This is a genomic window from Thalassobaculum litoreum DSM 18839 (assembly GCF_900102465.1).
Classification (GTDB): Bacteria; Pseudomonadota; Alphaproteobacteria; order Thalassobaculales; family Thalassobaculaceae; genus Thalassobaculum; species Thalassobaculum litoreum.
On record NZ_FNBW01000009.1, the window covers coordinates 232,350 to 255,987 of the forward strand.

The window sequence follows — 23,638 nt, forward strand, 5'->3', positions numbered from 1 at the left end:
GGCGGCAGAGGGAGAGACGACGATGGCCATGGAAGCGAACGAAATCGAGCGCCTGATCAAAGAGGCGCTCCCGGACGCCCATGTGACGATCGAGGATCTGCGCGGCGACGGCGACCATTATGCATGCCATGTCGTGTCGTCTGCCTTCACGGGAAAGAACCGCGTGCAGCAGCATCAGCTGGTGTACAAAGCTCTTCAGGGACGCATGGGGACCGAGTTGCATGCGCTCGCCCTGCAAACCGCCGCCCCGGACTGACCGGCGCGGCCAGAGACTGAAAGGAGCGTGACGATGCTCGACGAGGCTCTCAAGACCCGGATCGACGACGAAGTCGCCAGCAGCGACGTGGTGCTGTTCATGAAGGGCACCCCGGTGTTCCCGCAATGCGGCTTCTCCGCGGTGGTCGTTCAGGTACTCAGCCATCTCGGCACCAAGTTCAAGGGCGTCAACGTGCTCGACGACCCGTCCCTGCGCGAAGGGATCAAGGAGTATTCGAGCTGGCCGACCATCCCGCAGCTCTACGTGAAGGGCGAGTTCGTGGGCGGTTGCGACATCGTGCGCGAGATGTTCGAGACCGGCGAGCTGATGGAGCTCATGAACAGCCGGGGCGTGGAAGTCCGGCCGAGTGAAGGTGTCGCCTGATCCCCGTCCGGACTCTCCGGATAATCCGCCAAGACGTTTCCGTTCGCCGTTTGAGATCCGACCGCGCACATTGGTGATTATCGGATTGCTGATGCTTGTCGGCGGAGCGTTCGGCCTGCGCGACCACATCAGCTTCCTGGTCTCCTCCGAGCAGGCGGAGGCCGAGGTGGTGTCGGTGGAGACCTTCGATCCGACCGAGGGCTTCACCCTCTACCGGCCGACGGTGCGCTATCTGACCGCAAATGGCGGCATGACCGCGACCGTCGCCGACACCTACCGCCCGACCGAGGCCGGCGAGATGCTGTCGGTCGCCTACGATCCTGCCAATCCGGCCGATGCCCGGCTGATGGACCCGCGCGACCGCTGGATCCTGCCGCTTTGGATGGTGGTGTTCGGCGCGATCACCATCGTGATCGGCATCCGCCGCGCCCGGCGCGGGCCCTCCCCCGACACGGACTGACGCCGGTGCTGCACGAGGCGCTCGCCGTCGCCGGCATCCGCGGCATCGTCTTCGACAAGGACGGCACCCTGATCCGCTTCGAGGAGACCTGGACGCCGGCCTTCTGGGCCAGTGCCGAGGCACTGGCCGACGATCTGGGCCGCCCTGGACTGGCGGAGGCGTTGATGGTGGCCGGTGGCTGGTGCCCCGACGCCCGGCGCATCCTGCCCGGCACGGAACTCGCCTCCGGCACGACCGACGTGGTGGCCCGTCTCTGGCGCGCGGTGGCGCCCGAGCTGCCCGAGGACGCCGAGTTGATCCCCTGGCTCGATTCCGTGTGGCACGCGCAGGCGATGGCGCATCTGACGCCGATCGACCCGCTGCCGTCCTTGTTCGCCGGGCTCCGCGCCGACGGGCTACGCTGCGGCCTCGCCACCAACGACAGCGAGACCGGGGCGCGGGACACCGCCGAGCGCCTGGGCATCGCGCCGCATCTGAGCTTCACCGTCGGCTACGACAGCGGCCACGGGGCGAAGCCCGGACCGGGGATGCTCCTGGCCGCCCAGGCGGCCTGGGGGCTGGCACCGGCAAAGACGGCGATGGTGGGGGACTCCCCCGCCGACCTCGCAGCGGGCCGCGCGGCCGGCTGCGGCCTGGTGATCGGGGTGCTCTCAGGCGCCAGCGGCCGCGAGGTGCTGGAACCGCTGGCCGATCTGCTGCTCGAGGACGTGCACAGGCTGCGGCTTTAGCGGCGGCCCCCTCTCCCCTGTCCACTACTTCCCCTCACACACTCCCCGGCCTTGTGCCGGGGCTAGGCGTCCGCTTTCCCGTACGCCACGAGTGTTGCCCCGGCACAAGGCAGGGGAGTGAGAAAAGGCTCAAATCTTGAAGAGAGAAGTTCCCTACCGGTAGATCAGCGCCGGGATCAGGCAGTTGCGGATCGTCTCCTCGGTGGTCGACCCCAGAAACAGGTGCCGGAAGCGCGAGTGGCTGTAGGCGCCCATCACCAGCAGGTCGATGCCCACATCCTCCACATATTTCGCGATCACCCGGTCCGGCTGACCCGGAATCACGTCGACCGAGACCTGCAGGTTCCCGCCCTTGAGCAGCGCCTTGGCGTTGGCGAGGTTGCGCTCGATCTCCGCCGAGCGGTCGCCGACCGTCAGCAGGTGGCATTCCAGCCCGGAGAACAGCGCCGTGCGGGCCACGTAGTCCACCGCCTTCAGCGACGTGCGCCCGCCGTCGAAGGCGATGAGGAAGCGCTTGATCGGCTTGAACGCCCGCGAGGTGATCAGCACCGGCACATGGGAGGACCGCACCACCCGCTCCAGATTGGAGCCGAGATGCATCTTGGCGAAATCGGCCGCCGAGCCGCGCTTGCCGATCACCACCATGTCGGCGCCGGTCTCCACCGCCGCCAGGGTCTCGATCAGGTCGCCGTGCCGCAGCTTCGGCGCCACGGTCTCGATCCCCTTCGCCTTCAGGGAGGCCTGGGCTTCCTCCAGGATCATCCGGCCCCGCATCTGCGCCGCCTTGGCGTTCAGCTCGTCCAGGTCGGCCAGCTCCTTCAGCAGCTCCTCGCGCATGCCGGCGGAGAAGCTGCCGCTCAGGTCGGCGGGTGCGCTCGGCCCCTCGCGGCGGCCCAGCACATGGACCAGCTCGATTTCCGTGACGCCCAGCCGCTCGGCCGCCCAGGCCGTATGCTCGCTGACGCTCTGCGAATAGATCGAGCCGTCGATCATGGCGACGATCTTGCTCATCCCGCCCTCCCTTGCTGCCCGTGCCGGGTCCGGCCGCTCAATGCTAGAGCAGCCGGTCCATGGCGCCGGGCTTGTCGTGTACCGCCAGCTTGTCGACGATCGTCTCGCTGGCCTTGTTCAACCCCACGATCTCGACGTTGGCGCCCTCGCGGCGAAACTTCAAGACGACGGTGTCCAGGGCGGCGACGCTGGAGATGTCCCAGATATGGGCGCGCGACACGTCGATGGTGACGTTCTCCAGCGCCTCGCGGAAATCGAAGGAGGCCAGGAAGCTGTCGGCCGAGGCGAAGAATACCTGCCCCTCCACCACGTAGGTCCGCGCCGAGCCGTCCGGCGACAGTGTGGAGGTGACGCGGAAGATCTGGGCGATCTTCCAGGCGAAGAAGATGCCCGACAGCAGCACGCCGACGATCACGCCGATGGCCAGGTTGTGGGTCGCGACCACCACCACCACGGTGGCCAGCATGACGACCGACGAGCTGCGCGGATGCACCCGCAGGTCCTTCAGCGACTGCCAGCTGAACGTGCCGATGGAGACCATGATCATGATCGCCACCAGGGCGGCCATGGGGATCTGGCGCACCCACTCGCCCAGGGCCACGCAGGCGATCAGCAGGAAGACCCCCGCCAGGAGGCAGGACAGCCGCCCGCGCCCGCCCGACTTCACGTTGATCACCGACTGGCCGATCATCGCGCAGCCGGCCATGCCGCCGATGAAGGCGGTGCCGAAATTGGCGATGCCCTGGCCGACGCATTCGCGGTGCTTGTTGCTGGACGTGTCGGTCAGGTCGTCGACGATGGTCGCCGTCATCAGCGATTCCAGCAGACCCACCACGGCGATGCCGGCCGAATACGGCAGGATGATCTGCAGCGTCTCCAGGGTCAGCGGCACGTCCGGCAGCAGGAAGATCGGCAGAGTGTCCGGCAGCGCGCCCATGTCGCCGACCGTGCGCAGGTCGAGGCCGAGGCCGAGGGAGACGGCCGTCAGCACGACGATGCAGACCAGCGGCGACGGCACCGCCGTGGTCAGGCGCGGCAGCAGGTAGATCACGCCGAGACCGGCCGCCACCATCACATAGGTCAGGCCCGGCACGTCGATCAGCTCGGGAAGTTGGGCCATGAAGATCAGGATCGCCAGCGCGTTGACGAAGCCGGTCATCACGCTCTTCGACACGAAGCGCATCACCGTCGCCAGCCGCAGAAAGCCGCAGGCGACCTGCAGCAGGCCGGCGAGCGCCGTGGCCGCCAGCAGGTACTCAAGTCCGTGATCGCGCACCAGCGTCACCATCAGCACCGCCGTGGCCGCGGTCGCCGCCGAGATCATGCCCGGACGCCCGCCGAAGATGGCGGTCAGCACGGCGATCGAGAACGACGCGTACAGGCCGACCTTGGGGTCGACGCCGGCGATGATCGAGAACGCGATGGCTTCCGGAATCAGGGCGAGAGCCACCACCATGGCCGCCAGCACGTCATTGCGGATGTTGCCGAGCCATTCAGTCTTGATGGTATCGAGCGAGGTACCCTCCTGGGTGCCGGGGCGTGGGCGGAACTGGGATGCCAGGAGGACAGGGAGTACCGAAAACGCGACCATATTGCAATGCAGCATCGCCTTTTTCCAGGAATGGCAGTGCCTTGACGGGCCAGCCGCCATCCCCAAACGTCACTGCCGACGCCGCGTCCGGTTAGATTTCGCGGCCGCCGCCCCACATACCGGGCTCGATCGAGGCAACCGGGCGCCGAGCCCGCCGTTGTCACCCGAAAGAACGACGCGCGCGAGGACACCCCCACATGGTCGAGCTGATCAACGACTGGATTGCGACATGGGGCGCGCCCGCCATCGGATTCCTGATGTTCGTGGAGAACGTGTTCCCGCCGATCCCGTCGGAAGTCGTGATGCCGGTCGCGGGGCTGGCCGCAGCCCGGGGCGAGCTGTCGGTGGTGGCGGTGATCGTCTATGGCACAGCCGGATCGGTCGCCGGCGCCACGCTTTGGTTCGCCGCGGGCCTGGCGCTCGGCGCCGACCGGATCCGTCGCTTCTGCGCCCGGCACGGCCACTGGCTGACGATCAAGCCGGAGGACGTGGACAGCGCGCAGGCATGGTTCCGGCGCTGGGGGCATCTGGCGGTGCTGTTCGGACGCATGGTACCGGGGGTCCGCACCCTGATCTCGGTTCCCGCCGGGGTGGCCGGAATGGGCTGGATACCCTTCCTGCTCTACACCACGATCGGCTCGCTGATCTGGGTCAGCGGTCTGACCATGGCCGGCCATTGGCTGGGGGAGCGCCAGCATCTGCTGACCGACTCGCTGTCGGTGGTCGGCAATCTGGTGATCGCCGCGCTGGTGGCCTGGTATCTGTGGCGGGTCTTCACGCTGCGCCGGCGGCGCGATGCCGGGGAGGAATGACGGGCGGTACCGCCCCGTCCTCTCAGACCTGGCCCGTCTTGACGAAATGCTCGCGCAGCAGCGCGACGTTGCGCCGATTGGCCCGGTAGCCGACATCCAGCAGATCGCCGATCAGCGGGATCGCGCCGATCAGGAAGTCGATACCCACATTGGCGGCCATGCGGACCAGCAGGCTCGTCGGCGCCCCGAGCCGATGCGCTCGCGCCAGGATGTAGAAGGCCGGCAGGGTCACCAGCCCGTCGCCGACACCGGGGATGAGCCCGACCAGGGCGTCGAGACCGAAGCGGATACTCGTTCTCGGCAGCCGGAAGCGGCTGTCCATCAGGTCGGCGAGGCCGTCCAGCCTGTCCAGCTCCCGGTTCAGGCCCGAGGCCGGACGTGTCCGCCCGACCCGGTCGAACGGCTCGGACGCCTCAGTTGTCGTCATGGGGCCGCCCGGCCATGCCGGCCGCCCGCAGGATCGCCATCGACTGCTCCGCGGTGATCCGCGAGCGCCAGGCGAGCTTGTCCACCGTTTGGGTGCAGATGTACGACGTCGCAGGGTCGCCCACCGGGCGTCCCAGCATGTCGGTCTCCGGTGCTTTCCGGTCGTTGTCCTTCATCGCACTCTCCGCAGGTCGGTGTCGGTTCCCATGCGCCCGATCACACAACGTCCCGGGACGACGCCCGGTTCCCGCGGATTACGAGAAATAGGGTGTCGGAGAGTTCTCGCTGTCAGCCGATCCCTTTCTGGGCGACGAACAGCGCGCGGCGATGGGTGTGATACGGCGTCTGCTGTGCGACGGCGGCCAAAAGGCTTGGGGCCGGAACGATTTCGGTGACGCTCTCGAAGCCGACCCGGTACAGGCTGTCGATCATCCCGCGATAGGTGGGTTGCAGGCCGAGGGCGACCGTGGTCTCGCCGCCGGCGTCCGGCGCGTCCGGTGCTCCCACGCGCGGCTCCGTCGGGATCCAACCCGGAACGGGCAGGTTATGGATCGCCGTGTCGATGAGAACGAGGCGCGCCGTCTTCTCATGGATCAGCCGCAGCAGCCGGATCGGATCGCTCAGCCGATGGAACAGCCCCAGGGCCGAGATGCAGTCGAACGTGTCCGGCTTCAGCGCTGCCAGATAGGCGTAGGGGTCGGCGGTCTTGAAGCCGAAGCGGGCGCAGCCGGCCAGGGCCCGCAGCACGGTCGCCCGGCGGATCGCCTCTCCCCGCCGATCGATGCCGACGATCCGGCCGCCGATGCGGTCGGCCAGCTTCATCGGGATCAGGCCGCAACCGGTCTGCAGGTCCAGCAGGCTGCCGACCGGCGCGAATTCCGCCAGCGCCTTGTCGAGCAGGGACATGCGGATCGACAGCGCTTCCCGGCTCTCCGCCGTGAAGTCGACCACCGTCGCCTGGCGGTCCAGGTTGGCGCCCGATATGCCCGGATACAGGTCCAACGCGTAGCCCCAGGGGCCGTGGTCTTTCAGGTGATCGAGATCGGCGGCGGTCGGTGCAACGTCGCGCAGCGGGCGGTCCTGGAACCGGTCGGCGATCGGAACCATGATCTCGTCGATCAGGCTTTCCCGGACCTCGGGCATCCCGTCGCTGACGGAGAGGATTCTCGCGGCGTCCGTGGTGGCATCGAGCCGGTTCTGGCTGGCGCACCCGACGGTAGCCCCACCCGGCGCAGTATCCGATCGCATCGATCCGACATCCAATACGCTGATTTCAATGACCAGGCCGTATTTTCACAATACCCGACCCTGAAGGCACACAGAATATCGCAACAGTACAGGCTCAATATCTGGAGCGAGATCAATTAACCAAATAATATTACAATCCGTTTTATGGATTTTTTCTATTTATTGAAAATGACCAATGGATATCCAGTGTTACGTCCAGCTTATAAAGTGAATTTTGCGAGGATTTTATATATCTAAGTTTCCCGATATGCAGCCCGATTAATCCTGATTCAGTAGAATTCCTAATTTTCGATCGACAAGGAAATGAAGAACCAGCGTCCCGCCATGATCGATTGTTTTGTGAAATTATTGTTATTTATAGTTGTGCGCGCAACATACGATCAACCTTATCCTCTTGAATTTGCGCGATATCCCACCATTTCGATAGCGAAATTCTTCAACGCCCCGCGGCACGCTGACATCGCGCTCGGAGCGTGTGTATCGGCCAGACTGCGAATGAGCTTTCACGCCTGTCAGGTTCATTCGACTAGCGTCGAAGTCTCGAAGGTTTTATGGAATGGAACAAAGTACAACCGATCTCTCACCTTATCTTGACTATGACTTGGATCATCTTCGCACGCCGAGATGCCTTTATCAGGTTGAGCTCGATTTTTTCCGGATGACCGAAATGGCCCGGGTCTGGCTCGAGGAGAACCAGATCGCTCCGTACAAGCTGGCGTTGCTCGCCGGTGTGTCGACCAGCCAGACCCACCGCACCCTGCATGACGACTGGCGACCGTCGCACCGGCTGCTGGTTCGGGTCGCCCGTGCGCTCCCGCAGGACTGGGTCGCCGCCTTCGAACGCGATTGCGACGCCGTTCTGCCCTGTTCGATGCACAACATGTCCGACAGCAACCCGAGCCACCGCCTGCACGAGGCCCGTGCCGTGGCGGCGAAATGCGAGACCTTCGAGGGGTACTGCGACTATCTCACCGCGCACGACTTCACCTTCGCCACGGTCCACCGCAGCGGCGGCCCGCTCAGGTTCCGGATGGTCCACACCGCCGACCCGCGCCTGCAGGAGGTGGCGCGGGAGCGGGGCTACATCACGCCCTTCTTCCGCCCTCTGGTGGGCCTGGAACAGGCGCCCGACCAGACCAATCTGGCCATCCTGCGCCACCCGATCATCGCCGGCCGGGAGAGCTTCACCAGCACGTACTGGCTGATGCAGTTCAAGGCGTTCGACTCCAGCTTCTCCATCGCCGATCGGATGGCGTTCACGCCGGTCGCCACCGCCCGCCAGGCCCATATTGTCCGGCGGTTCTACGACGTCTTCGTCCCCGCCCTGCTCGAGAACGACTGACGGCAGCAGGGCCGGCGGTCAGTTCGCCGCCGAGAGCGACGCACCGGCCGGCACCGCCTCCCAGCCGCCGCCCAGGGCCACGAACAGATCCGCCGCCGACAGGAAGGTGGAGAGCTGGGCCTGCACCAGCGTGTCGTCGGCCGAAAGCTTGGTGCGCTGGGCGTCGAGCACCGTCAGGAAATCCGCCGCCCCGGCCTCGTAGCGGATGCGCGACAGCTCGTAGGCATAGCCCGCCTGCTCCGCCGCCTCGGCCAGATCGGCGACCCGGCGGCTGCCGGTATCGACCCCGGCCATGGCGTTCTCGGTCTCCCGATAGGCGGTCAGCACCGCACCGCGATAGCTCTCCAGCAACTCCATCCGCCGTGCGTCTGCCGCATCGAACTGGCCCTGCAGGCGGCCGCCGTCGAAGATCGGCGCCGCCAGTCCGCCGGCCAGGCTGGCCAGTGTGGAGACGCCCCCGTCGAAGGCGCCGGACACCGCCGTGCCGACCGAAATCGTGGCGCTCGGATAGAAGGCGGCCCGCGCGGCGGCCACATCGGCATCCGAGGCGCGCAGCGTCGCCTCCACCCGGCGCAGATCCGGCCGGCGCTGCAGCAGGTCCGCCGGCTGGCCGGTCGCCACGCGCGGCAGGGTCAGGGACCGGAGCCCCGTTTCGCGAACCCCGATGGCGCCGGGCGGTCGGCCGACGAGCACCGCGAGGCCGTTCATCGCCTCCCGATGCTGCCGGTCGAGGGCGGCCAGCTGTGCCCGGAACGCGGCCACCGCCGAGCGCTGCTGGGCGAGGTCGAGCTCCGTCGCAGCACCCGCGCGCACCCGGGCGTCCACCAGCTCCAGCACCTGTTCCGCCGCTGCCAGGTTCTCCCGGGCGATGTCGGTGCGCTGCCGGATGGACAGAACGGTGAAGTACAGCGCGGCGAGGTCGGCCTCCATCACCAGCCGCGTCGCCTCCCGCCCGAAGCGCTCGGCCTCCAGATCGTACCGGGCGCTGTCCACCAGGGCGGCGTTGCGGCCGAACGGGTCGGGGTCGTAGGACAGGGTGAGGCCGCCGTTCCATCCGCTGTCGGACCCGCCGCCGTCCAGGTTCTGATCGCGCGACACGGTGCCGGAGGCGTCCAGGGACGGCACCCGGTCGGCGGCGACCGACCGCAGGGCGGCGCGGGCCTGCTCGATCCGGTAGCGGGCGCTGGCGAGATCGACATTCTCCGCCATGGCCTGGGCCATCAGACGGTCGAACTCGGCGCTGCCGAACCGGCGCCACCAGTCGGCGGTCGGCGCCACGGCTTCCGGTGGCGGTGCCGCCGCCGGGGTCGGCTGGGACCAGGACGCGGGCGTGGCGGCAGTGGGCGTCGACCAGTCCGGCGCGATCGCACAGCCGGTGGCGGCAAGGCAGAGGGCGAGCGTGGCGGCGATCCGTTTCACAGACATTGCTTCACTCCACGGTCAGGGCGACCGCCGGTTCCAGCCGCGCGGCCTTGCGCGCCGGGAACCAGCCGAAGACGAGGCCCGTGGTCACCGCGCAGACGAAGGCGAGGACGGCCGGACCGGTCGAAAACACGACGGAAATGCCGACGCTCGACGCGGCCATTCCGGCGCCGATGCCGAGGGCGACCCCGGCCAGGCCGCCGATGCCGCAGACGATCAGCGCCTCGACGTTGAACTGGATCATGATGTCGCGCATGCGCGCACCGGTGGCCATGCGCACGCCGATCTCCCGGGTCCGCTCGGTCACACTGACCAGCATGATGTTCATCACCCCGATGCCGCCGACCAGCAGCGAGATCGCCGCCACCGAGCCGAGCAGAATGGTGAGGGTGTTCTGAGTCTGCTCCACGGTCTGGATCAATGAGGCGGTGTTGCGCACCCGGAAATCCTCGGTGCGGTGGCGCGCCAGCAGCAGGTCCTGCACCGCCTGCTCGGTGGCGTCGATGGTATCGAGATCGGCGACCTTGACCGTGATCGTGCCCAGATGGGGCTGGCCGAAGATCCGCATCGTCCCGGTGGTCAGCGGCACCAGCACCGTGTCGTCCTGGTCGGAGCCGAAGGGGGTCGCCCCCTTCTTCTCCAGGACGCCGACCACCTCGAACGGGATATTACCGATCAGGACGTAACTGCCGACCGGCTCGCCACCATTGGGGAACAGGTTGTCGACCACCGTCTGGCCGAGCACGGCGACGGGGCCGTAGCTGTCCACATCCGCCGTGGTAATGAACCCGCCGCTGACGAGGCCCCAGTCGCGGGCCGGGGCGTAGTCCGGCCAGACGCCTTGAACGGAGGTGCGGTAATCGATATTGCCGAACCGGATGGTGGAGGAGCCGCGCTTCTCCGGACTGACCGCGGCCACGCCGGGCACGGTCCTCAGCGCCTCCGCGTCAGCCGTGACCAGGGTGGCCGTATCGCCGTCGCCGCGCACCCCGGGCGCGCCGGGACGGACCAGCAGAAGATTGGTGCCCATCGACTGGATCCGGCCGAGCACGTCGGCCCGGCTGCCCTCGCCCACCGCCAGCATGGTCACCACGGCGGCCACACCGATCACCACCCCCAGAAGGGTGAGCGCGCTGCGGAACAGATTGGCCCGCAGGGAGCGCAGGGACATCCGCACCGCCTCGGGCAGCGTCGCCAGGCTGGAGGCAGCGGGCATCCAGCCGGCACCATCCTGCCCGACCGCCGCGGCGATCCGCTCAGGATCGACCCGGCCGGTATCCTCGACGATGCGCCCGTCCAGCAGTCGGATCACCCGGTGGGCGCGAGCCGCCACGGCGGGGTCGTGGGTGATCATCACCACCGTGCGCCCCTCGCCGTTCAGGCGCTCCAGCATGTCGAGCACCTCCGCACCCGAGCGGCTGTCCAGGGCGCCGGTCGGCTCGTCGGCCAGAATCACGGCGGGATCGTTCATCAGGGCGCGGGCGATCGACACCCGCTGCTGCTGGCCGCCGGAGAGCTGGCTCGGCCGGTGACGGCTGCGGTCGCCCAAGCCGAGTTGGTCGAGCAGGTCGTCGGCCCGCTCCTCCCGATGGTCCTGGGACCGGCCGGCATAGATCGCCGGGAGCTCCACATTCTCCGCCGCCGTCAGCGTGGGGATCAGGTTGTAGCGCTGGAACACGAAGCCGAAGACGTCGCGACGCAGGCTTGCCAGTTCATCGTTGTCGAGACCGTCCACCTCGATGCCGCGCACGGCGTAGGTCCCGCGCGACGGCCGGTCGAGGCAGCCGAGAATATGCATCAGCGTCGACTTGCCCGAGCCGGACTGGCCGATGATGGCGACGAACTCGCCGTCGTGGATGTCCAGGTCGATGCCGTCGAGCGCGACCACCTCGCCGGCGCCCGACGGGTAGCGCTTGCCGACGCCGCGGAAGCTGAGAAGGCTGGGTGCGCCGGTCACAGCCGCGCCCCGAACCCGCCGGTCCGGCCGCCGGCCTTTGCGGCGCCGGCCGCGGGCAGAACCACCTGCTCGCCCCCCTCGAGGCCGGAAGCCACCGCCGCCATCGTCCGGTTGCTGAGGCGAACCTCAACGGGACGCCGCTCCTGGGTGCCGTCTGGCTTCAGCACGGTGACCGTCGGTCCCCCGCCTTCGGGAGCCAGGCTGATCGCCGACAGCGGCACCAGCGGTAGGTTCTCCGCCCGGTCGAGTACGAAGAACACCTGCGCCGTCATCTCCGACATCAGGGCCCGGTCGGCATTGTCGATGTCGATCAGCGCGTTGTAGAGCACCACGTCATTGACCACCTCCGGCGTCGGCAGCACCTGGCGGACGATCGAATACCACTCGCGGTCCGGCATTCCGAGGGTGGTGAAATACAGCGCCGTGCCCGGCTTCAGCAGGACGACATCCGCTTCCGCCACCTCGGCCCAGACGGTCATGGTATCGAGATCGGCGATCTGCAGGATGATCGGCGCGGTCTGGTTGGCGTTCAGGGTCTGGCCCTCCACCGCATCGAGGGACACCACCGTTCCCGCCATGGGAGCGCGGATCTCGGCATATCCGAGGCTGGTCAGATCGGCATCGAGGGTTGCCTGGGCCTGGTCGATCTGCGCCTTGAGGGACTCGATGGAGGCCTCGGCCACGGCGAGGCTCGCGGCGCCGATCTGCATCTCGTCCTCGCTGATCGCCTTGGCGGCGAACAGGCGCTTATTGCGCTTGTTCTGCTGGCGGGCGAGTTGCAGCTCCGATTGCCGCTGGCGCAGTTGCGCGCTCAGATCTGCCAGTTTGGCGCGGTTCGCCACCACCTTGGATTCCTGCACCCGGGCGTCCAGTTCAGCCAGCAGGTCGCCCTGCTCCACCTGGTCGCCGATCTGGACGTGGAGCTTGCTGATCTGTCCGGAGATCTGGGCGCCCACATCCACGTAGTCGCGCGGCTTGATGGTGCCCAGCGAGGTCACCGTGCGCTCCAGCGAGCCTCTTTCGGCCGTCACCGTGCGCGGCGCGGCGGGGGCCGGCTCAAACAGCAGATCGCGGCCGTACACGGCCGCTCCGGCGGCGACCAGGACGACCGCCACCAGAAGGAGGAGCCAGCGTCGGCTGCTGCGTGAGCGCCGCCGGTGTTTGGCCGGCGCCTTGAGGGTGTCGCTGTCGGTCACGGATTCCACCGGGTTCAAACGGACCCGACGCCGAGGACCGGGCGTCGGTCTCGTTCCAACGGAGCCTCACCGGATTTCCGTCGCCCGCGGCATCCCCACCCTCTCCGTCTTTCCCCGTCATCCTGGATCAAGTCCAGGATGACGGGGGGACTGGGAGGACGGGGGGACTGGGAGGACGGGCATGCCGGAGACGACGGATATACCCCTCAATCGAAGGTCAGCAGCGAGTCCGCCTTGTCCCGGTCGTAGCCCAGGGACGCGTTGAGGAGCTGGCGGGTGTAGTTGTGCTGCGGCTGCGACCGGCGGAGCTGGTCGACGTCCATCTCCTCCACCACCCGGCCGGCATTCATCACCGCCAACCGGTCGCACATATGGGCGATCACCGCCAGGTCGTGACTGACCAGGATGTAGGTCAGCCCGTGCTCGTGCTTCAGACGCTGCAACAGGTTCAGGATCTCCGCCTGCACCGACACGTCCAGGGCCGAGGTCGGCTCGTCCAGCAGTAGGATGCGCGGCTCCAGCATCAGGGCCCGGGCGATCGCCACCCGCTGGCGCTGACCGCCGGAAAGCTGGTGCGGATAGCGGAAGCGGAACTCCGGCCCCAGGCCGACATCGTGCAGCAGCGCCTCGACCCGCCCGCCGACATTGCCGATGCCGTGGATCTTCGCCGGCTCGCTCAGGGTGCGGTCGACCGTATGACGCGGATGCAGCGAGCCGTAGGGGTCCTGGAACACCATCTGGACGGTCTCGTAGAACGCCTTCGACCGCTTCCGCCCGAGATCCTCGCCGTCCACGGCGATCCGCCCGGTCCAGTCGGTCGCCAGCCCGGCGATGGCGCGCAGCACCGTCGACTTGCCGGAGCCGGACTCGCCGACCAGTCCGAAGCTCTCGCCCCGACGCACGGTCAGCGAGACGTCGCGCACCGCATGCACCGCCTCCTCGCCCCTGCCGAAGCGGACGTCGAGATGGCTGATCAGCAGGGCCATATCTGCACCGGACACGTCAGAGGTTGCGGGCATCGACACCGGGCTCCGTCTTCCAGGATTCCTCGCGGACCAGCGTCGACAGTCGCTCGACCGGCTGATCCACCCGCGGCAGCGAGGCCAGCAGGCCGCGCGTGTAGGGATGGGTCGCTTTGTGCAGCTCCGAGGCCCGGCAGGTCTCCACGATCTGCCCGGCATACATGATCACCACCCGGTCGCAGAACGAGGCCACCAGATTGAGATCGTGGGAGATGAACATCAGCCCCATGCCGCGCTGGCTGACCAGGTCGTCGACGATCGCCAGCACCTGCATCTGCACGGTCACGTCGAGGGCCGAGGTCGGCTCGTCGGCGATCAGCAGGTCGGGCTCGGCCACCAGCATCATGGCGATCATGATGCGCTGGCCCATGCCGCCGGACACCTCGTGGGGGTAGGCCTTGTAGACCCGCTCCGGATCGCGGATGCGCACCGCCTTCAGCATCTCCATCGTGCGGCGGCGGGCGGCGCCGGCGGCGGCCCCGGCCGCGACCCGGTAGGCCTCGTCGATCTGCCGGCCGATGGTCATCACCGGGTTCAGGGAGAATTTCGGGTCCTGCATCACCATGGCGATGCGGTTGCCGCGGATCCGCCGGTACTCGCGTTCGGACAGCTTGGTCAGGTCGATGCCGTCGAAATCCATCCTGCGGGCGGTGACGATCCCCGGCGGCCGGATCAGGCCGAGCACCGCCCGGCCGGTCATGGTCTTGCCGGAGCCGGACTCGCCGACGATGCCCACCTTCTCGCGGCCGACGGAGAAGCTGATGTCGCGCACCGCGTGGACGGTACGGGTGCGGGTGGGGAAGTCGATGCTGAGCCCCTCCACCTCGAGCAGCGATCCGGTCCCAGGGCCGCTCATCGGCTCGACCTCGGATCGAGGGCGTCGCGCAGGCCGTCGCCGAGCAGGTTGAAGCCCAGGCTGACAGTGAAGATGGCAAGGCCCGGCATGGTGGCGACCCACCACTGGTCGAGGATGTAGAGCCGGCCGGTGGAGATCATCGCCCCCCATTCCGGCAGCGGCGGCTGGGCGCCGAGGCCGAGGAAGCCGAGACCGGCGGCGGTCAGAATGATGCCGGCCATGTCCAGGGTGACGCGCACGATCACGCTGGACAGACACAGCGGCACCACATGGCCGGTGACGATGCGCAGCGGCGACGCCCCCTGCAGCCGGATGGCGGAGATGAAGTCGGAATTGCGGATCGTCAGCGTCTCCGCCCGGGCGATGCGGGCATAGGGCGGCCAGGAGGTCAGCGCGATGGCCAGAACCGCATTGCCGATGCCGGGGCCGAGGGCCGCGACGAAGGCCAGCGCCAGCACCAGGCGCGGAAACGCCAGGAAGATGTCGGTGAAGCGCATCAGCACGGTGTCGACCCAGCCGCCGGCATAGCCGGCCACCGTGCCGATCAGCAGGCCGAAGACCGGCGCCGTGACGACGACCAGGGCGACGACGTAGAGGGTGATCCGGGCGCCGTAGAGCAGCCGGCTGAGGATGTCGCGGCCGAGCTCGTCGGTGCCCAGCAGGTTGCCCGGGGTTCCCGGCGGCAGCAGGCGGCGCTGCAGGTCCTGGGCGATCGGATCGTACGGCGCCAGCAGCGGCGCGAAGATCGCCGCCAGGATCAGGCAGACGACGATCGCCAGGCCGAGCATGGCCAGCGGATTGCGGGCCAGCCCGAGCCAGCCGAGATAGACCTGGATGCAGCGGGCCTGCAGCGGGCTGGACGGCGTCTCGCTGGTCAGCCAGGCGCGCAGGCCGGGGGCGTTGGCGGAGGAGGCGGTCATGGCTCTGCCCTCACCGGGCGCGCGGGTCGAAGACCCGGTACAGAATGTCGGACAGCAGGTTCAATCCCACGAAGACGATGCCCACGACCACCGTGCCGCCGAGAACGGCGTTCATATCGGCGGAGAGCAGGGCGTTGGTGATGTAGAAGCCGATCCCGGGCCAGGCGAAGACGATCTCCGTCAGCACCGATCCCTCCAGCAGGCTGGCGTAGCTGAGCGCGATCACCGTGATCAGCGGCACCATGACGTTTCCGAGCGCGTGCCCCCAGATCACCCGGGCCTCCGACACGCCCTTCACCCGGGCCGTGGTGATGTATTCCTGGGCGAGCTGCTCCAGCATGAAGCTGCGGGTCATGCGGCTGATATAGGCGAGCGAATAGTAGCCGAGCACCGAGGCCGGCAGGATGATGTGCGACAGGGCGTTGGCGAAGACCTCGAAATCGCCGGCCAGCAGGCTGTCGATCAGGATGACGCCGGTTACCTGCGGCACCACGTCCTCGAAGAAAATGTCCAGGCGCCCCGGCCCGGCCACCCAGTCGAGTTTGCCGTAGAAAATCAGCAGCCCCATCAGCCCGAGCCAGAAGATCGGCATCGAATAGCCGAACAGGCCGACCAGGCGCACCACATGGTCCGGCCAGCGGCCCTGATGAACCGCCGCCATCACGCCGGCCGGAATGCCGAGCGAAACGCCCAGCAGGGTCGCCACCGTGGCCAGCTCCAGGGTCGCCGGGAACACCCGGGCGATATCCTCGATCACCGGGCGCGAGGTCAGCAGCGAGGTGCCGAAATCGCCGCGTACGACCTCGCCGATATAGGTGAAGAACTGGACGATGATCGGCTGGTCCAGGCCCATCGCCTTGCGGGTGGCCTCGTAGACCTCGTTAGAGGCCCGGTCGCCCACAACGGCGAGGACGGGGTCGATCGGCATCACCCGGCCGATCAGGAAGGTGATGAGCAGCAGGCCGAGCAGGGTGACCGCCAGGGTCGCCAGCACCCGACCGACTTTCAGAAGGCCCTGACGGGAGGAGAGGAAACCTCCCCTCCCGCCGGGACGCGAACCAGCGAGGCTCATTGCGTTCGCTTACTTCGTCACGGTCCAGTAGTAGACGGCCGAGATCGCGCTACCCGTCACCAGGTTCTCGACGTCCTTGCGCAGGCCGGTCTGCTCGATCTTCTGGAACATGACGACGAACGGGCTCGTCATCTGGTGCTCCTTCTGGATCGCGCGGTACATCTCGGCCCGCTTGTCGCGGTCGGCTTCCTGCACGGCGGCCTCGGTCTGCTTGGTCATCTCCGGGATGTCCCAGGAGTTGCGCCAGGCCAGCTTGCCGGTCAGCTTCGCCTCGTCGGCGTTGTTCGGGTTGTGGGCGAAGGTATCGGCGTTGGTGTGCGGATCCGGATAGTCCGGACCCCAGGCGCCGAGATAGATGTCGTGCTCGCGCGCCCGGTACTCGCCGAGGGACTGCTTGCCGGTCATCGGCGTGAGCTCGACGGTGATGCCCGCCTCGGTCAGGGAACCCTGGATCGCCTGGGCCATCGCCATGTAGGACGGCTCGTTGCGGACGTTGATCTTCACCGCGACGTCATCGGCGTGGCCGGCCTCGGCCAGCAGCGCCTTCGCCTTGGCGATGTCGAGCGTATAGGGCTGGTCCTTCAGCTCGCCCAGATAGGTTAGCGGCAGGAAGGCCTGATGCACCCGATACTGGCCGCGCAGGATGGTCTCGGTCATGCCGGTGTAGTCGACCGCCCACTTGACCGCCTCGATCACCTTGGGATCGTTCAGCGGCGCCTTCTTCTGGTTCAGCGACATGTAGACGATACGGCCGCGCAGGTCCTCGTCCACCTTCAGGTCGCCATTGGCGGCCACGGCGGCGATGTCTTCGGGCGTCAGGTTGCGCGCGACGTCGATGTCGCCCTTCTCCAGCAGCAGGCGCTGGCTGGCGGACTCGGCGATGTGGCGCACGAACACCCGCTTCATCGCCGGCGTGGCGCGCCAGTAGTCCGGATTGACGTCGAGCACGTAGGACTCGTTGGCCTTCCAGGACTTCAGCGCATAGGCGCCGGAACCGGCGGTGTTGGTCTTCAGCCACTCATAGCCGAAATCGCCGTCCTTCTCGTGTTCCATCGCGACCTTCTTGTCGACGATCGAGCCGATGGTGGCGGTCAGGCAGTTCAGCACGAAGGACTGGGCGTAGACCTTGTCGGTGGTGATCACCAGGGTCGAGGCGTCGGTCGCCTTGATCGTGTCCTCGATGTTGTCCTTGGTGAAGCCGAACTGGGTCAGGATGAAGGACGGGGTCTTCTCCAGCAGTACCGCGCGGCGCAGGGAGAACTCCGCGTCTTCCGCGGTCACCGGGTTGCCGGACTGGAACTTGATGCCGTCACGGATCTTGAAGGTGAAGGTCTTGCCGTCCTCGCTGACCGTCCAGGACTCGGCGAGACCGGGCTGGTAACCGGCGGCGAGATCGAGCGGGTTGAACTCGACCAGGTGATCGTAGGTGTTCCGGAGCAGGTCGCCACCGGAGAACTCGAACGCCTCGGCGGGATCGAGCGACACGATGTCATCGATGGTCGCTGCGATGACGAGCGTGTCTTTGGGCGTATCGGCGAATGACGCCGGCGCGGTCAGCGTGACCGCCGCAAGCATGCCGAGCGCCCAGGCGGGCGAAAACTTGGACATGAGAGAAGCCTCCAATTGATGGTCCGCATCGGCTCTGTGGCTGACTGCGTGACCGTTGGACATCCACTAGAGCAGGATTTCGCGTCCACAAGAACCAGATTCGGCGGCGGCACCCCGCGCGGGACACCGGGCGCTCCGGCCGGCTTCCTGATCGCCCGTCGTCACCAGGAATCCAGACCGATTGGGCGGCTGGCGGGCGCGCGTCCGGCTGCTATGCTCGGCCCATGACCAGACCCAAAATCACCCTCTTCGAGAACCTGCGCACCCTCGGCTACGTCCCCTTCTACCTCGCGATCGAGCGAGAAGAATGGGCGCGCGAGGGCGTGGACGTCACCGTCACCCTGTCGCCCTCGACGGACTACACAGCCCAGGGCCTGCTGGACGGGGCGACCGATGTCTCCTGGGGCGGACCGATGCGGGTGATGATGCATCACGACGCGGCCCGCAGGCGCGGCGAGGACTGCCCGCTGGTCTGCTTCGGCCAGGTCGTCGCCCGCGACCCCTTCGTGCTGGTCGGCCGCGAGCCGAATCCGGACTTCCGCTTCGCCGACCTGACCGGTAGGCGCCTGGGCGTGGCCGTGGAAGTGCCGACGCCGTGGATGACCCTGCAGGACGACCTGGACCGGGCCGGGGTGGCGCCGGCGGACTGGACCCGCGCGCCGGACCGCAGCATGGGCGAGAACGTCGAGGCGCTCGCCCGCGGCGAGGTCGACGTGATCCAGGTGTTCGAGCCCTATGCCGACCGGGCGGTGACCGAGCACGGCGGCCATGTCTGGCACCGCTTCGCCACCCGCGGCGATGTCGGCTTCACCAGTTTCTACACCACCCGCGCCTTCGCCGAGCGGGAGCGCGAGACCTGCCGCGCCCTGATCCGCGGCATCGGCCGCAGCCTGCGTTACCTGCACGGCGCCGACCCGGCCGAGATGGCGGCGGCCGTGCGGCCCTATTTCCCCGACCTGTCTGAGGAAGCGCTGGCACGGATCATCGGCACCCTGCGCGGGGTCGGGCTGTGGGCGAAGACCCCGCGTTTCCCGCCGACCGCCTTCGTGCGGCTGAAGGCGGCCCTGCTCACCGGCGGGCTGATCGCCCACGACATCCCCTATGACCTTGCGGTCGACGCCGACCTGTCCGACACGCCGATCCCGGCCGATTGAGATCGCTCACGCCGCCTTGTGGCTGGCGTCGATCTTGCGGCGGATATGCTCGCCGGCGGTGATTGTCGGATAGCGCGGCGCCTCCCCCGGTGCCAGGCAGCTCGGCACGCAGCGGATCTCGGCGTCGAAGTTGGGGTGCACGAAATAGCCGATCGACATGCGCCGGCTCTGGACGTCGCCGGTGTCCGGCACCACCACCCGGTGCAGGGTCGAGACCCACTGGTCGTTGGTCCAGCGCTGCATCATGTCGCCCAGATTGACCACCAGCTCGCCGGGCTTCGGCTGCACCGGCACCCAGCGCCCGTCGGGCAGCCGCGCCTCCAGCCCGCCGCGGCCCTCGGTCATGGCGAGGATGGTCATCGCGCCGAAATCGGTATGCGCGCCGGCCCGCAGCTGCCCCGGCTCCGGCGGCGTGCCGAGCATCGGGTAATGGTGCATGCCGAAGATCGAGAAATGCCGCTCCAGCAGCGCGACGAACGCCGCCTCGTCCTGGTCCAGCGCCCGGGCGGTGATCCGCATCATGTCTCGCGACAGCCGCTCGAACGCCCGGTAGAGATCGATGAGCGCCCCGTCGAATCCCTCGGGCACGTCCGGAACCGTATTGCCGGCATAGGCGGTCTCGGCATCGGCCAGGGCGGCGTAATGGGCGCGATGATCGTCCACCGGTCCGAGGAAGATCGACTCCCGCAGGTCCGGCGGCGTCTTGGCCCCGAGAGTGGAGGCCAGGTTGCGCGTCGCCACCCGGTGATAGCCCCGCTGACGCGCAGCGCCGGTCGGGTGGAACCGGTCCTTGTCGTCCTGGGGCAGGTCGAAGAAATCCATGCCCAGCCGGATCGCCCGCTGCAGGGTCTCCTGCGGCAGGCCGTGGCCGGAGATCACCAGGAACCCGACGCGCTCGCACGCCTCGGCCACCGCCCGCGCGACCGCCGCCTTGCCGGACGGATCGCCGGCGAGGAAAGGAGCGATATCGATGGTCGGGATCTCCGACCCGTCTGTCTTCGCCACGACCGGGGTCTCCTTCTGTGATTTTGGCCGCCCATGAAATCGGGTCGCGCGGAGAGGACCGGCGATCCGCGCCGCCTTCGACGGTATCCGACCGGCGATCCGTCGGACAATAGGCCGCGCACGCTGACGCGATCCCTGAGTGCGCCCGTCGCCGCTGGAACTGATCTAGTAGAGTTCGAAGAATTCCGCGGTCAGCTCCGCGGTACGCACGCCGATCAACCGGACATACTGTCCGCCGAGGTCGATCTCCGTGTCGCCGTCCGGATTGTCGCTCGCGCGTGCCAGGACGTTCTCGGCGGTGGTAAGGGTCAGCCCGTTGGCCGTGGAGTCGATCAGCAGCCTGTCCCCGGCCGCGACGTCGAAATCGACGATCACGTCGAAGCCGTTCGAGGTCTCGATCACCACCAGGTCCGCGCCCACGCCCGTATAGATCCAGTCGACGCCTTCCCCGCCATAGAACAGGTCGTCGCCGGCACCGCCCTGCAGCACGTCGATCTGCGTGCCGTCGCCGCCATTCGGGCTGGAGAGCTCGCCGTAGAGCGTATCGTTGCCGGCCCCGCCCGAGAGGCTGTCGGCCCCCTCGCCGCCGTAGAGCACGTCGTCGCCGTCTCCTCCATAGAGGGCGTCCTGCTCCCGGTTTCCGTACAGCACGTCCTGGCCGTCGTTTCCGTAGACCAGATCCCGGCCCTGGCCACCGAACAGGGTGTCGGCATCCTGGCCGCCGTACAGGGTGTCCATTCCCTGATTGCCGTAGACCACGTCGTTCTGCTGATTGCCGTACACCACGTCCGGATCGGCGCCGCCATGGACCGCGTCTTCCTCCAGCCCGCCGAAGACCGTGTCGGCGCCCTGGTCGCCGTACAGGAAATCCTTGCCCGCGCCGGAGCCGATGATATCGCCGCCGCCGCCGCCATACAGCGTGTCGTCGCCGACGCCCAGCGAGATGAACTGGCTGTTGTCGTCGCCGGTGACGAAGTTGTCGCCGTCGCCGCCGGTGACGGTGGCCGAACCCATGATCGAGGCAAACTCGATGTTGTCGAGCTGGAGAGTGCTGCCCGTGGGCAGGGACCGCAGGTCGATGACGAACGCCTCGGACTGGGTCGATCCGTTGGCCGAACTGGTCCCGGTTATGACGATCGGCCCGCTCAGCGTCGCCGACGTCGTGCTCGGCACGATGGTGCGCACGTCCAGCGTCGTCGTCGATGCGAGGTTGGTCAGGAAGGTCCGGGCGCCGCTGATCAGCTCGCCCTCGGCCGATGAATTGCGGACGTCGACGGCATTGATGAGCGTGGTGAGCGCCTCTTCGCCGGACTGCGCGAGCGAGGGTCCCTCCGAGGTGATCGAGGTCGCCGTCGGCAGCGTCGCGGTCACGACATTGCCGTTGTTGTTGGTGTTCTGGACGACGGGCGCGCTGCCCGCGGCACTGCCCTTGTTGGAGATGACCTGCGCCGACGTGCTGGTCGAGCCGCCGACCGTGGTCGTCGGTGTGGTCGGTGTCACCACGATCCCGGTGGCCGGGGCATCGCTCCCGTCCGAAGGGGGGCTGGGGACGGTCGCGGTCAGATCGATGGTAGCGTCCAGGCCGCCGTCATTGACGGTTACCTGAATGGTGCGCGTGCCCGGCGTCGGTCCGGCGGTATCCAGGTTCTGGTAGGCGATCGACCGCAGCAGCGTCTGCACCGAGCCCGGATTGGCATCGCCGTTGAAGCTGACGACCAGGTCGTTGCCGGCCGCGATGGCGTTGTCGAGCGTGCCGATCACGGTCCCGCCCACCGTCACCGTCGCGCCGGCCGTGGTGTCCGACAGGCTCACATCGGTCGTGTCGAAGGTCAGGACATCGTCGCTTGCGTCCTCGCCGGCGATGATGGAGACGGTTAGATTGCCGCCGTCGAAATCGCTCGAGTCGTCGCTCAGGGTGGCGGCACTGCCGGTGTCCAGACGGTTCGTCTTGCCGGACCGGTCGTAGGTCAGCGCGTCGCCGTCGAGGTTGCCGATCGTCGGCGCCTCGTTGCCATCGGCGACGGTGACGGCGACGGCCTGGGCGGGGCTGGTGTTGGCGCCGTCGCTGGCGGTGACCTCGATGTCGTAGACGTTGTTGCCACCGCTATCGGTGGGGTTCTCGAAATCCGGGGCGGTCTTGAAGGTGACGGCACCGGAAGTGGCGTCGATGTCGAACAGCGCCGCGTCCGCCCCGCCGGAGATCGCGTAGCTCAGGCTCGTCCCGGCATCCGGGTCGGAGCCGGTCGCCGTGTAGACCGTGCCGGTGGTGTTCTCCGCCACGCTGGCTGTGGCGCCGGAGGTGACCGACGGCGCCTCGTTCACGGCCGTGACGGTGACCGCGACGGACTGGGCAGTGCTGGTGTTGGTACCGTCGCTGGCGGTGACCTCGATGTCGTAGACGTTGTTACTGCCGCTATCGGTCGGGGTCTCGAAGTCGGGGGCGGTCTTGAAGGAGACGGCCCCGGTATTGGCGTCGATGTCGAACAGGCCCGCATCGGCCCCGCCGGAAATCGCGTAGGTCAGGCTGGCTCCCGCATCCGGGTCGGAGCCGGTCGCGGTGTAGACCGTGCCCGTGGCATTCTCCGCGACCGAGGCAGTGCCGCCGGAGGTGACCGACGGTGCCTCGTTCACCGCCGTGACGGTGACCGCGACCGACTGCGCCGTGCTGGTGTTGGTCCCGTCGCTGACAGTGACCTCGATGTCGTAGACGTTGTTACTGCCGCCGTCGGCCGGGGTCTCGAAGTCGGGTGCAGACTTGAAGGTCACCGCACCGGTATTGGCGTCGATGTCGAACAGGCCCGCATCGGCGCCGCCGGAGATCGTATAGGTCAGGCTGGCCCCGGCATCCGGGTCGGAGCCGGTCGCGGTGTAGACCGTGCCGGTGGCGTTCTCCGCCACGCTGGCTGTGGCGCCGGAGGTGACCGACGGGGTCTCGTTGGCATTGGTCACGGTGATTGCGACCGACTGGGCGGTGCTGGTGTTGGTCCCGTCGCTGGCGGTGACCTCGATGTCGTAGACGTTGTTGGCACCGCTATCGGTCGGGGTCTCGAAATCGGGGGCGGTCTTGAAGGTCACCGCGCCGGTATTGGCGTCGATGTCGAACAGCGCCGCATCGGCGCCGCCGGAGATCGCGTAGGTCAGGCTCGCCCCGGCATCCGGGTCGGAGCC

Annotated in this window: 22 protein-coding genes; 7 read left to right on the top strand and 15 right to left on the bottom strand. The window is 67.8% G+C overall.

Annotated features, from left to right (window positions below):
- Window positions 1-22 precede the first annotated feature (22 nt).
- The 4 genes from BLS34_RS16010 to BLS34_RS16025 all read left to right on the top strand — a co-directional run bounded on the left by BLS34_RS16010 (window position 23) and on the right by BLS34_RS16025 (window position 1,828).
- Window positions 23-256: a BolA family protein gene (locus BLS34_RS16010; RefSeq protein WP_028794217.1), complete on the top strand. Its 234-nt coding sequence runs from the start codon at window positions 23-25 to the stop codon at window positions 254-256.
- Between the two features lie 33 nt (window positions 257-289).
- On the top strand, window positions 290-640 hold the full coding sequence (gene grxD / locus BLS34_RS16015; protein ID WP_028794216.1) for a Grx4 family monothiol glutaredoxin: 351 nt from the start codon (window positions 290-292) through the stop codon (window positions 638-640).
- A 91-nt stretch (window positions 641-731) separates the two neighbouring features.
- The gene (locus BLS34_RS16020) at window positions 732-1,100 is read left to right on the top strand and encodes a DUF3592 domain-containing protein (protein WP_093151764.1); all 369 of its coding nucleotides are present in this window, start codon (window positions 732-734) and stop codon (window positions 1,098-1,100) included.
- A 5-nt stretch (window positions 1,101-1,105) separates the two neighbouring features.
- Window positions 1,106-1,828: an HAD family hydrolase gene (locus tag BLS34_RS16025; RefSeq protein WP_175474254.1), complete on the top strand. Its 723-nt coding sequence runs from the start codon at window positions 1,106-1,108 to the stop codon at window positions 1,826-1,828.
- Window positions 1,829-1,981: 153 nt separating this feature from the next.
- Here BLS34_RS16025 and BLS34_RS16030 read toward each other — a convergent pair whose 3' ends face one another.
- Both BLS34_RS16030 and BLS34_RS16035 read right to left on the bottom strand, forming a co-directional pair.
- Complete coding sequence (locus BLS34_RS16030) at window positions 1,982-2,839, bottom strand: universal stress protein (protein ID WP_093151769.1); 858 nt, start codon at window positions 2,837-2,839, stop codon at window positions 1,982-1,984.
- Between the two features lie 43 nt (window positions 2,840-2,882).
- The gene (locus BLS34_RS16035) at window positions 2,883-4,445 is read right to left on the bottom strand and encodes a SulP family inorganic anion transporter (RefSeq protein WP_281241212.1); all 1,563 of its coding nucleotides are present in this window, start codon (window positions 4,443-4,445) and stop codon (window positions 2,883-2,885) included.
- A gap of 182 nt (window positions 4,446-4,627) precedes the next feature.
- Here BLS34_RS16035 and BLS34_RS16040 point away from each other — a divergent pair, with 182 nt between their 5' ends.
- Entirely contained in the window at window positions 4,628-5,242 is a 615-nt protein-coding gene (locus BLS34_RS16040) for a DedA family protein (RefSeq protein WP_093151772.1), read from the top strand.
- A gap of 22 nt (window positions 5,243-5,264) precedes the next feature.
- Here the strand turns inward: BLS34_RS16040 and BLS34_RS16045 are convergent, their stop codons facing one another.
- The 3 genes from BLS34_RS16045 to BLS34_RS16055 form a co-directional block, all read right to left on the bottom strand.
- On the bottom strand, window positions 5,265-5,669 hold the full coding sequence (locus tag BLS34_RS16045; RefSeq protein ID WP_093151774.1) for a DUF4112 domain-containing protein: 405 nt from the start codon (window positions 5,667-5,669) through the stop codon (window positions 5,265-5,267).
- The gene (locus tag BLS34_RS16050; protein ID WP_028794210.1) at window positions 5,656-5,844 is read right to left on the bottom strand and encodes a hypothetical protein; all 189 of its coding nucleotides are present in this window, start codon (window positions 5,842-5,844) and stop codon (window positions 5,656-5,658) included. Before BLS34_RS16050 ends, BLS34_RS16045 begins: the two co-directional genes overlap by 14 nt.
- Window positions 5,845-5,956: 112 nt before the next feature.
- Window positions 5,957-6,916: a methyltransferase domain-containing protein gene (locus BLS34_RS16055; protein WP_139189356.1), complete on the bottom strand. Its 960-nt coding sequence runs from the start codon at window positions 6,914-6,916 to the stop codon at window positions 5,957-5,959.
- Between the two features lie 658 nt (window positions 6,917-7,574).
- Here BLS34_RS16055 and BLS34_RS16060 point away from each other — a divergent pair.
- Window positions 7,575-8,258, top strand: coding sequence for a hypothetical protein (locus BLS34_RS16060; protein WP_139189357.1), 684 nt, complete (start codon window positions 7,575-7,577; stop codon window positions 8,256-8,258).
- 18 nt (window positions 8,259-8,276) lie between these two features.
- Here the strand turns inward: BLS34_RS16060 and BLS34_RS16065 are convergent, their stop codons facing one another.
- From BLS34_RS16065 to BLS34_RS16100, 8 genes are all read right to left on the bottom strand, one after another.
- Window positions 8,277-9,683, bottom strand: coding sequence for an efflux transporter outer membrane subunit (locus tag BLS34_RS16065; protein ID WP_093151780.1), 1,407 nt, complete (start codon window positions 9,681-9,683; stop codon window positions 8,277-8,279).
- 4 nt (window positions 9,684-9,687) lie between these two features.
- Entirely contained in the window at window positions 9,688-11,637 is a 1,950-nt protein-coding gene (locus BLS34_RS16070) for a MacB family efflux pump subunit (protein WP_093151783.1), read from the bottom strand.
- On the bottom strand, window positions 11,634-12,833 hold the full coding sequence (locus BLS34_RS16075) for an efflux RND transporter periplasmic adaptor subunit (protein ID WP_093151844.1): 1,200 nt from the start codon (window positions 12,831-12,833) through the stop codon (window positions 11,634-11,636). Before BLS34_RS16075 ends, BLS34_RS16070 begins: the two co-directional genes overlap by 4 nt.
- A 206-nt stretch (window positions 12,834-13,039) precedes the next feature.
- On the bottom strand, window positions 13,040-13,819 hold the full coding sequence (locus tag BLS34_RS16080; RefSeq protein WP_215906128.1) for an ABC transporter ATP-binding protein: 780 nt from the start codon (window positions 13,817-13,819) through the stop codon (window positions 13,040-13,042).
- Window positions 13,820-13,835: 16 nt separating this feature from the next.
- Window positions 13,836-14,711: an ABC transporter ATP-binding protein gene (locus BLS34_RS16085; protein ID WP_093151788.1), complete on the bottom strand. Its 876-nt coding sequence runs from the start codon at window positions 14,709-14,711 to the stop codon at window positions 13,836-13,838.
- Window positions 14,708-15,631, bottom strand: coding sequence for an ABC transporter permease (locus BLS34_RS16090; protein ID WP_093151791.1), 924 nt, complete (start codon window positions 15,629-15,631; stop codon window positions 14,708-14,710). The genes BLS34_RS16085 and BLS34_RS16090 overlap by 4 nt, the downstream gene beginning before the upstream one ends.
- 10 nt (window positions 15,632-15,641) lie before the next feature.
- The gene (locus BLS34_RS16095; protein WP_093151793.1) at window positions 15,642-16,703 is read right to left on the bottom strand and encodes an ABC transporter permease; all 1,062 of its coding nucleotides are present in this window, start codon (window positions 16,701-16,703) and stop codon (window positions 15,642-15,644) included.
- Between the two features lie 9 nt (window positions 16,704-16,712).
- The gene (locus BLS34_RS16100; protein ID WP_093151796.1) at window positions 16,713-18,311 is read right to left on the bottom strand and encodes an ABC transporter substrate-binding protein; all 1,599 of its coding nucleotides are present in this window, start codon (window positions 18,309-18,311) and stop codon (window positions 16,713-16,715) included.
- A 224-nt stretch (window positions 18,312-18,535) separates the two neighbouring features.
- Between BLS34_RS16100 and BLS34_RS16105 the strand changes: the two genes are divergently transcribed.
- Complete coding sequence (locus BLS34_RS16105) at window positions 18,536-19,465, top strand: ABC transporter substrate-binding protein (protein WP_093151798.1); 930 nt, start codon at window positions 18,536-18,538, stop codon at window positions 19,463-19,465.
- A 6-nt stretch (window positions 19,466-19,471) separates the two neighbouring features.
- Here BLS34_RS16105 and BLS34_RS16110 read toward each other — a convergent pair whose 3' ends face one another.
- Together BLS34_RS16110 and BLS34_RS16115 are read right to left on the bottom strand one after the other, a co-directional pair.
- Window positions 19,472-20,470 (bottom strand): isopenicillin N synthase family dioxygenase, encoded by a 999-nt coding sequence (locus tag BLS34_RS16110; protein WP_093151800.1) that lies wholly within the window; start codon window positions 20,468-20,470, stop codon window positions 19,472-19,474.
- A 165-nt stretch (window positions 20,471-20,635) separates the two neighbouring features.
- A partial coding sequence (locus BLS34_RS16115; RefSeq protein ID WP_093151803.1) for a calcium-binding protein occupies window positions 20,636-23,638 on the bottom strand: 3,003 nt, incomplete at its 5' end.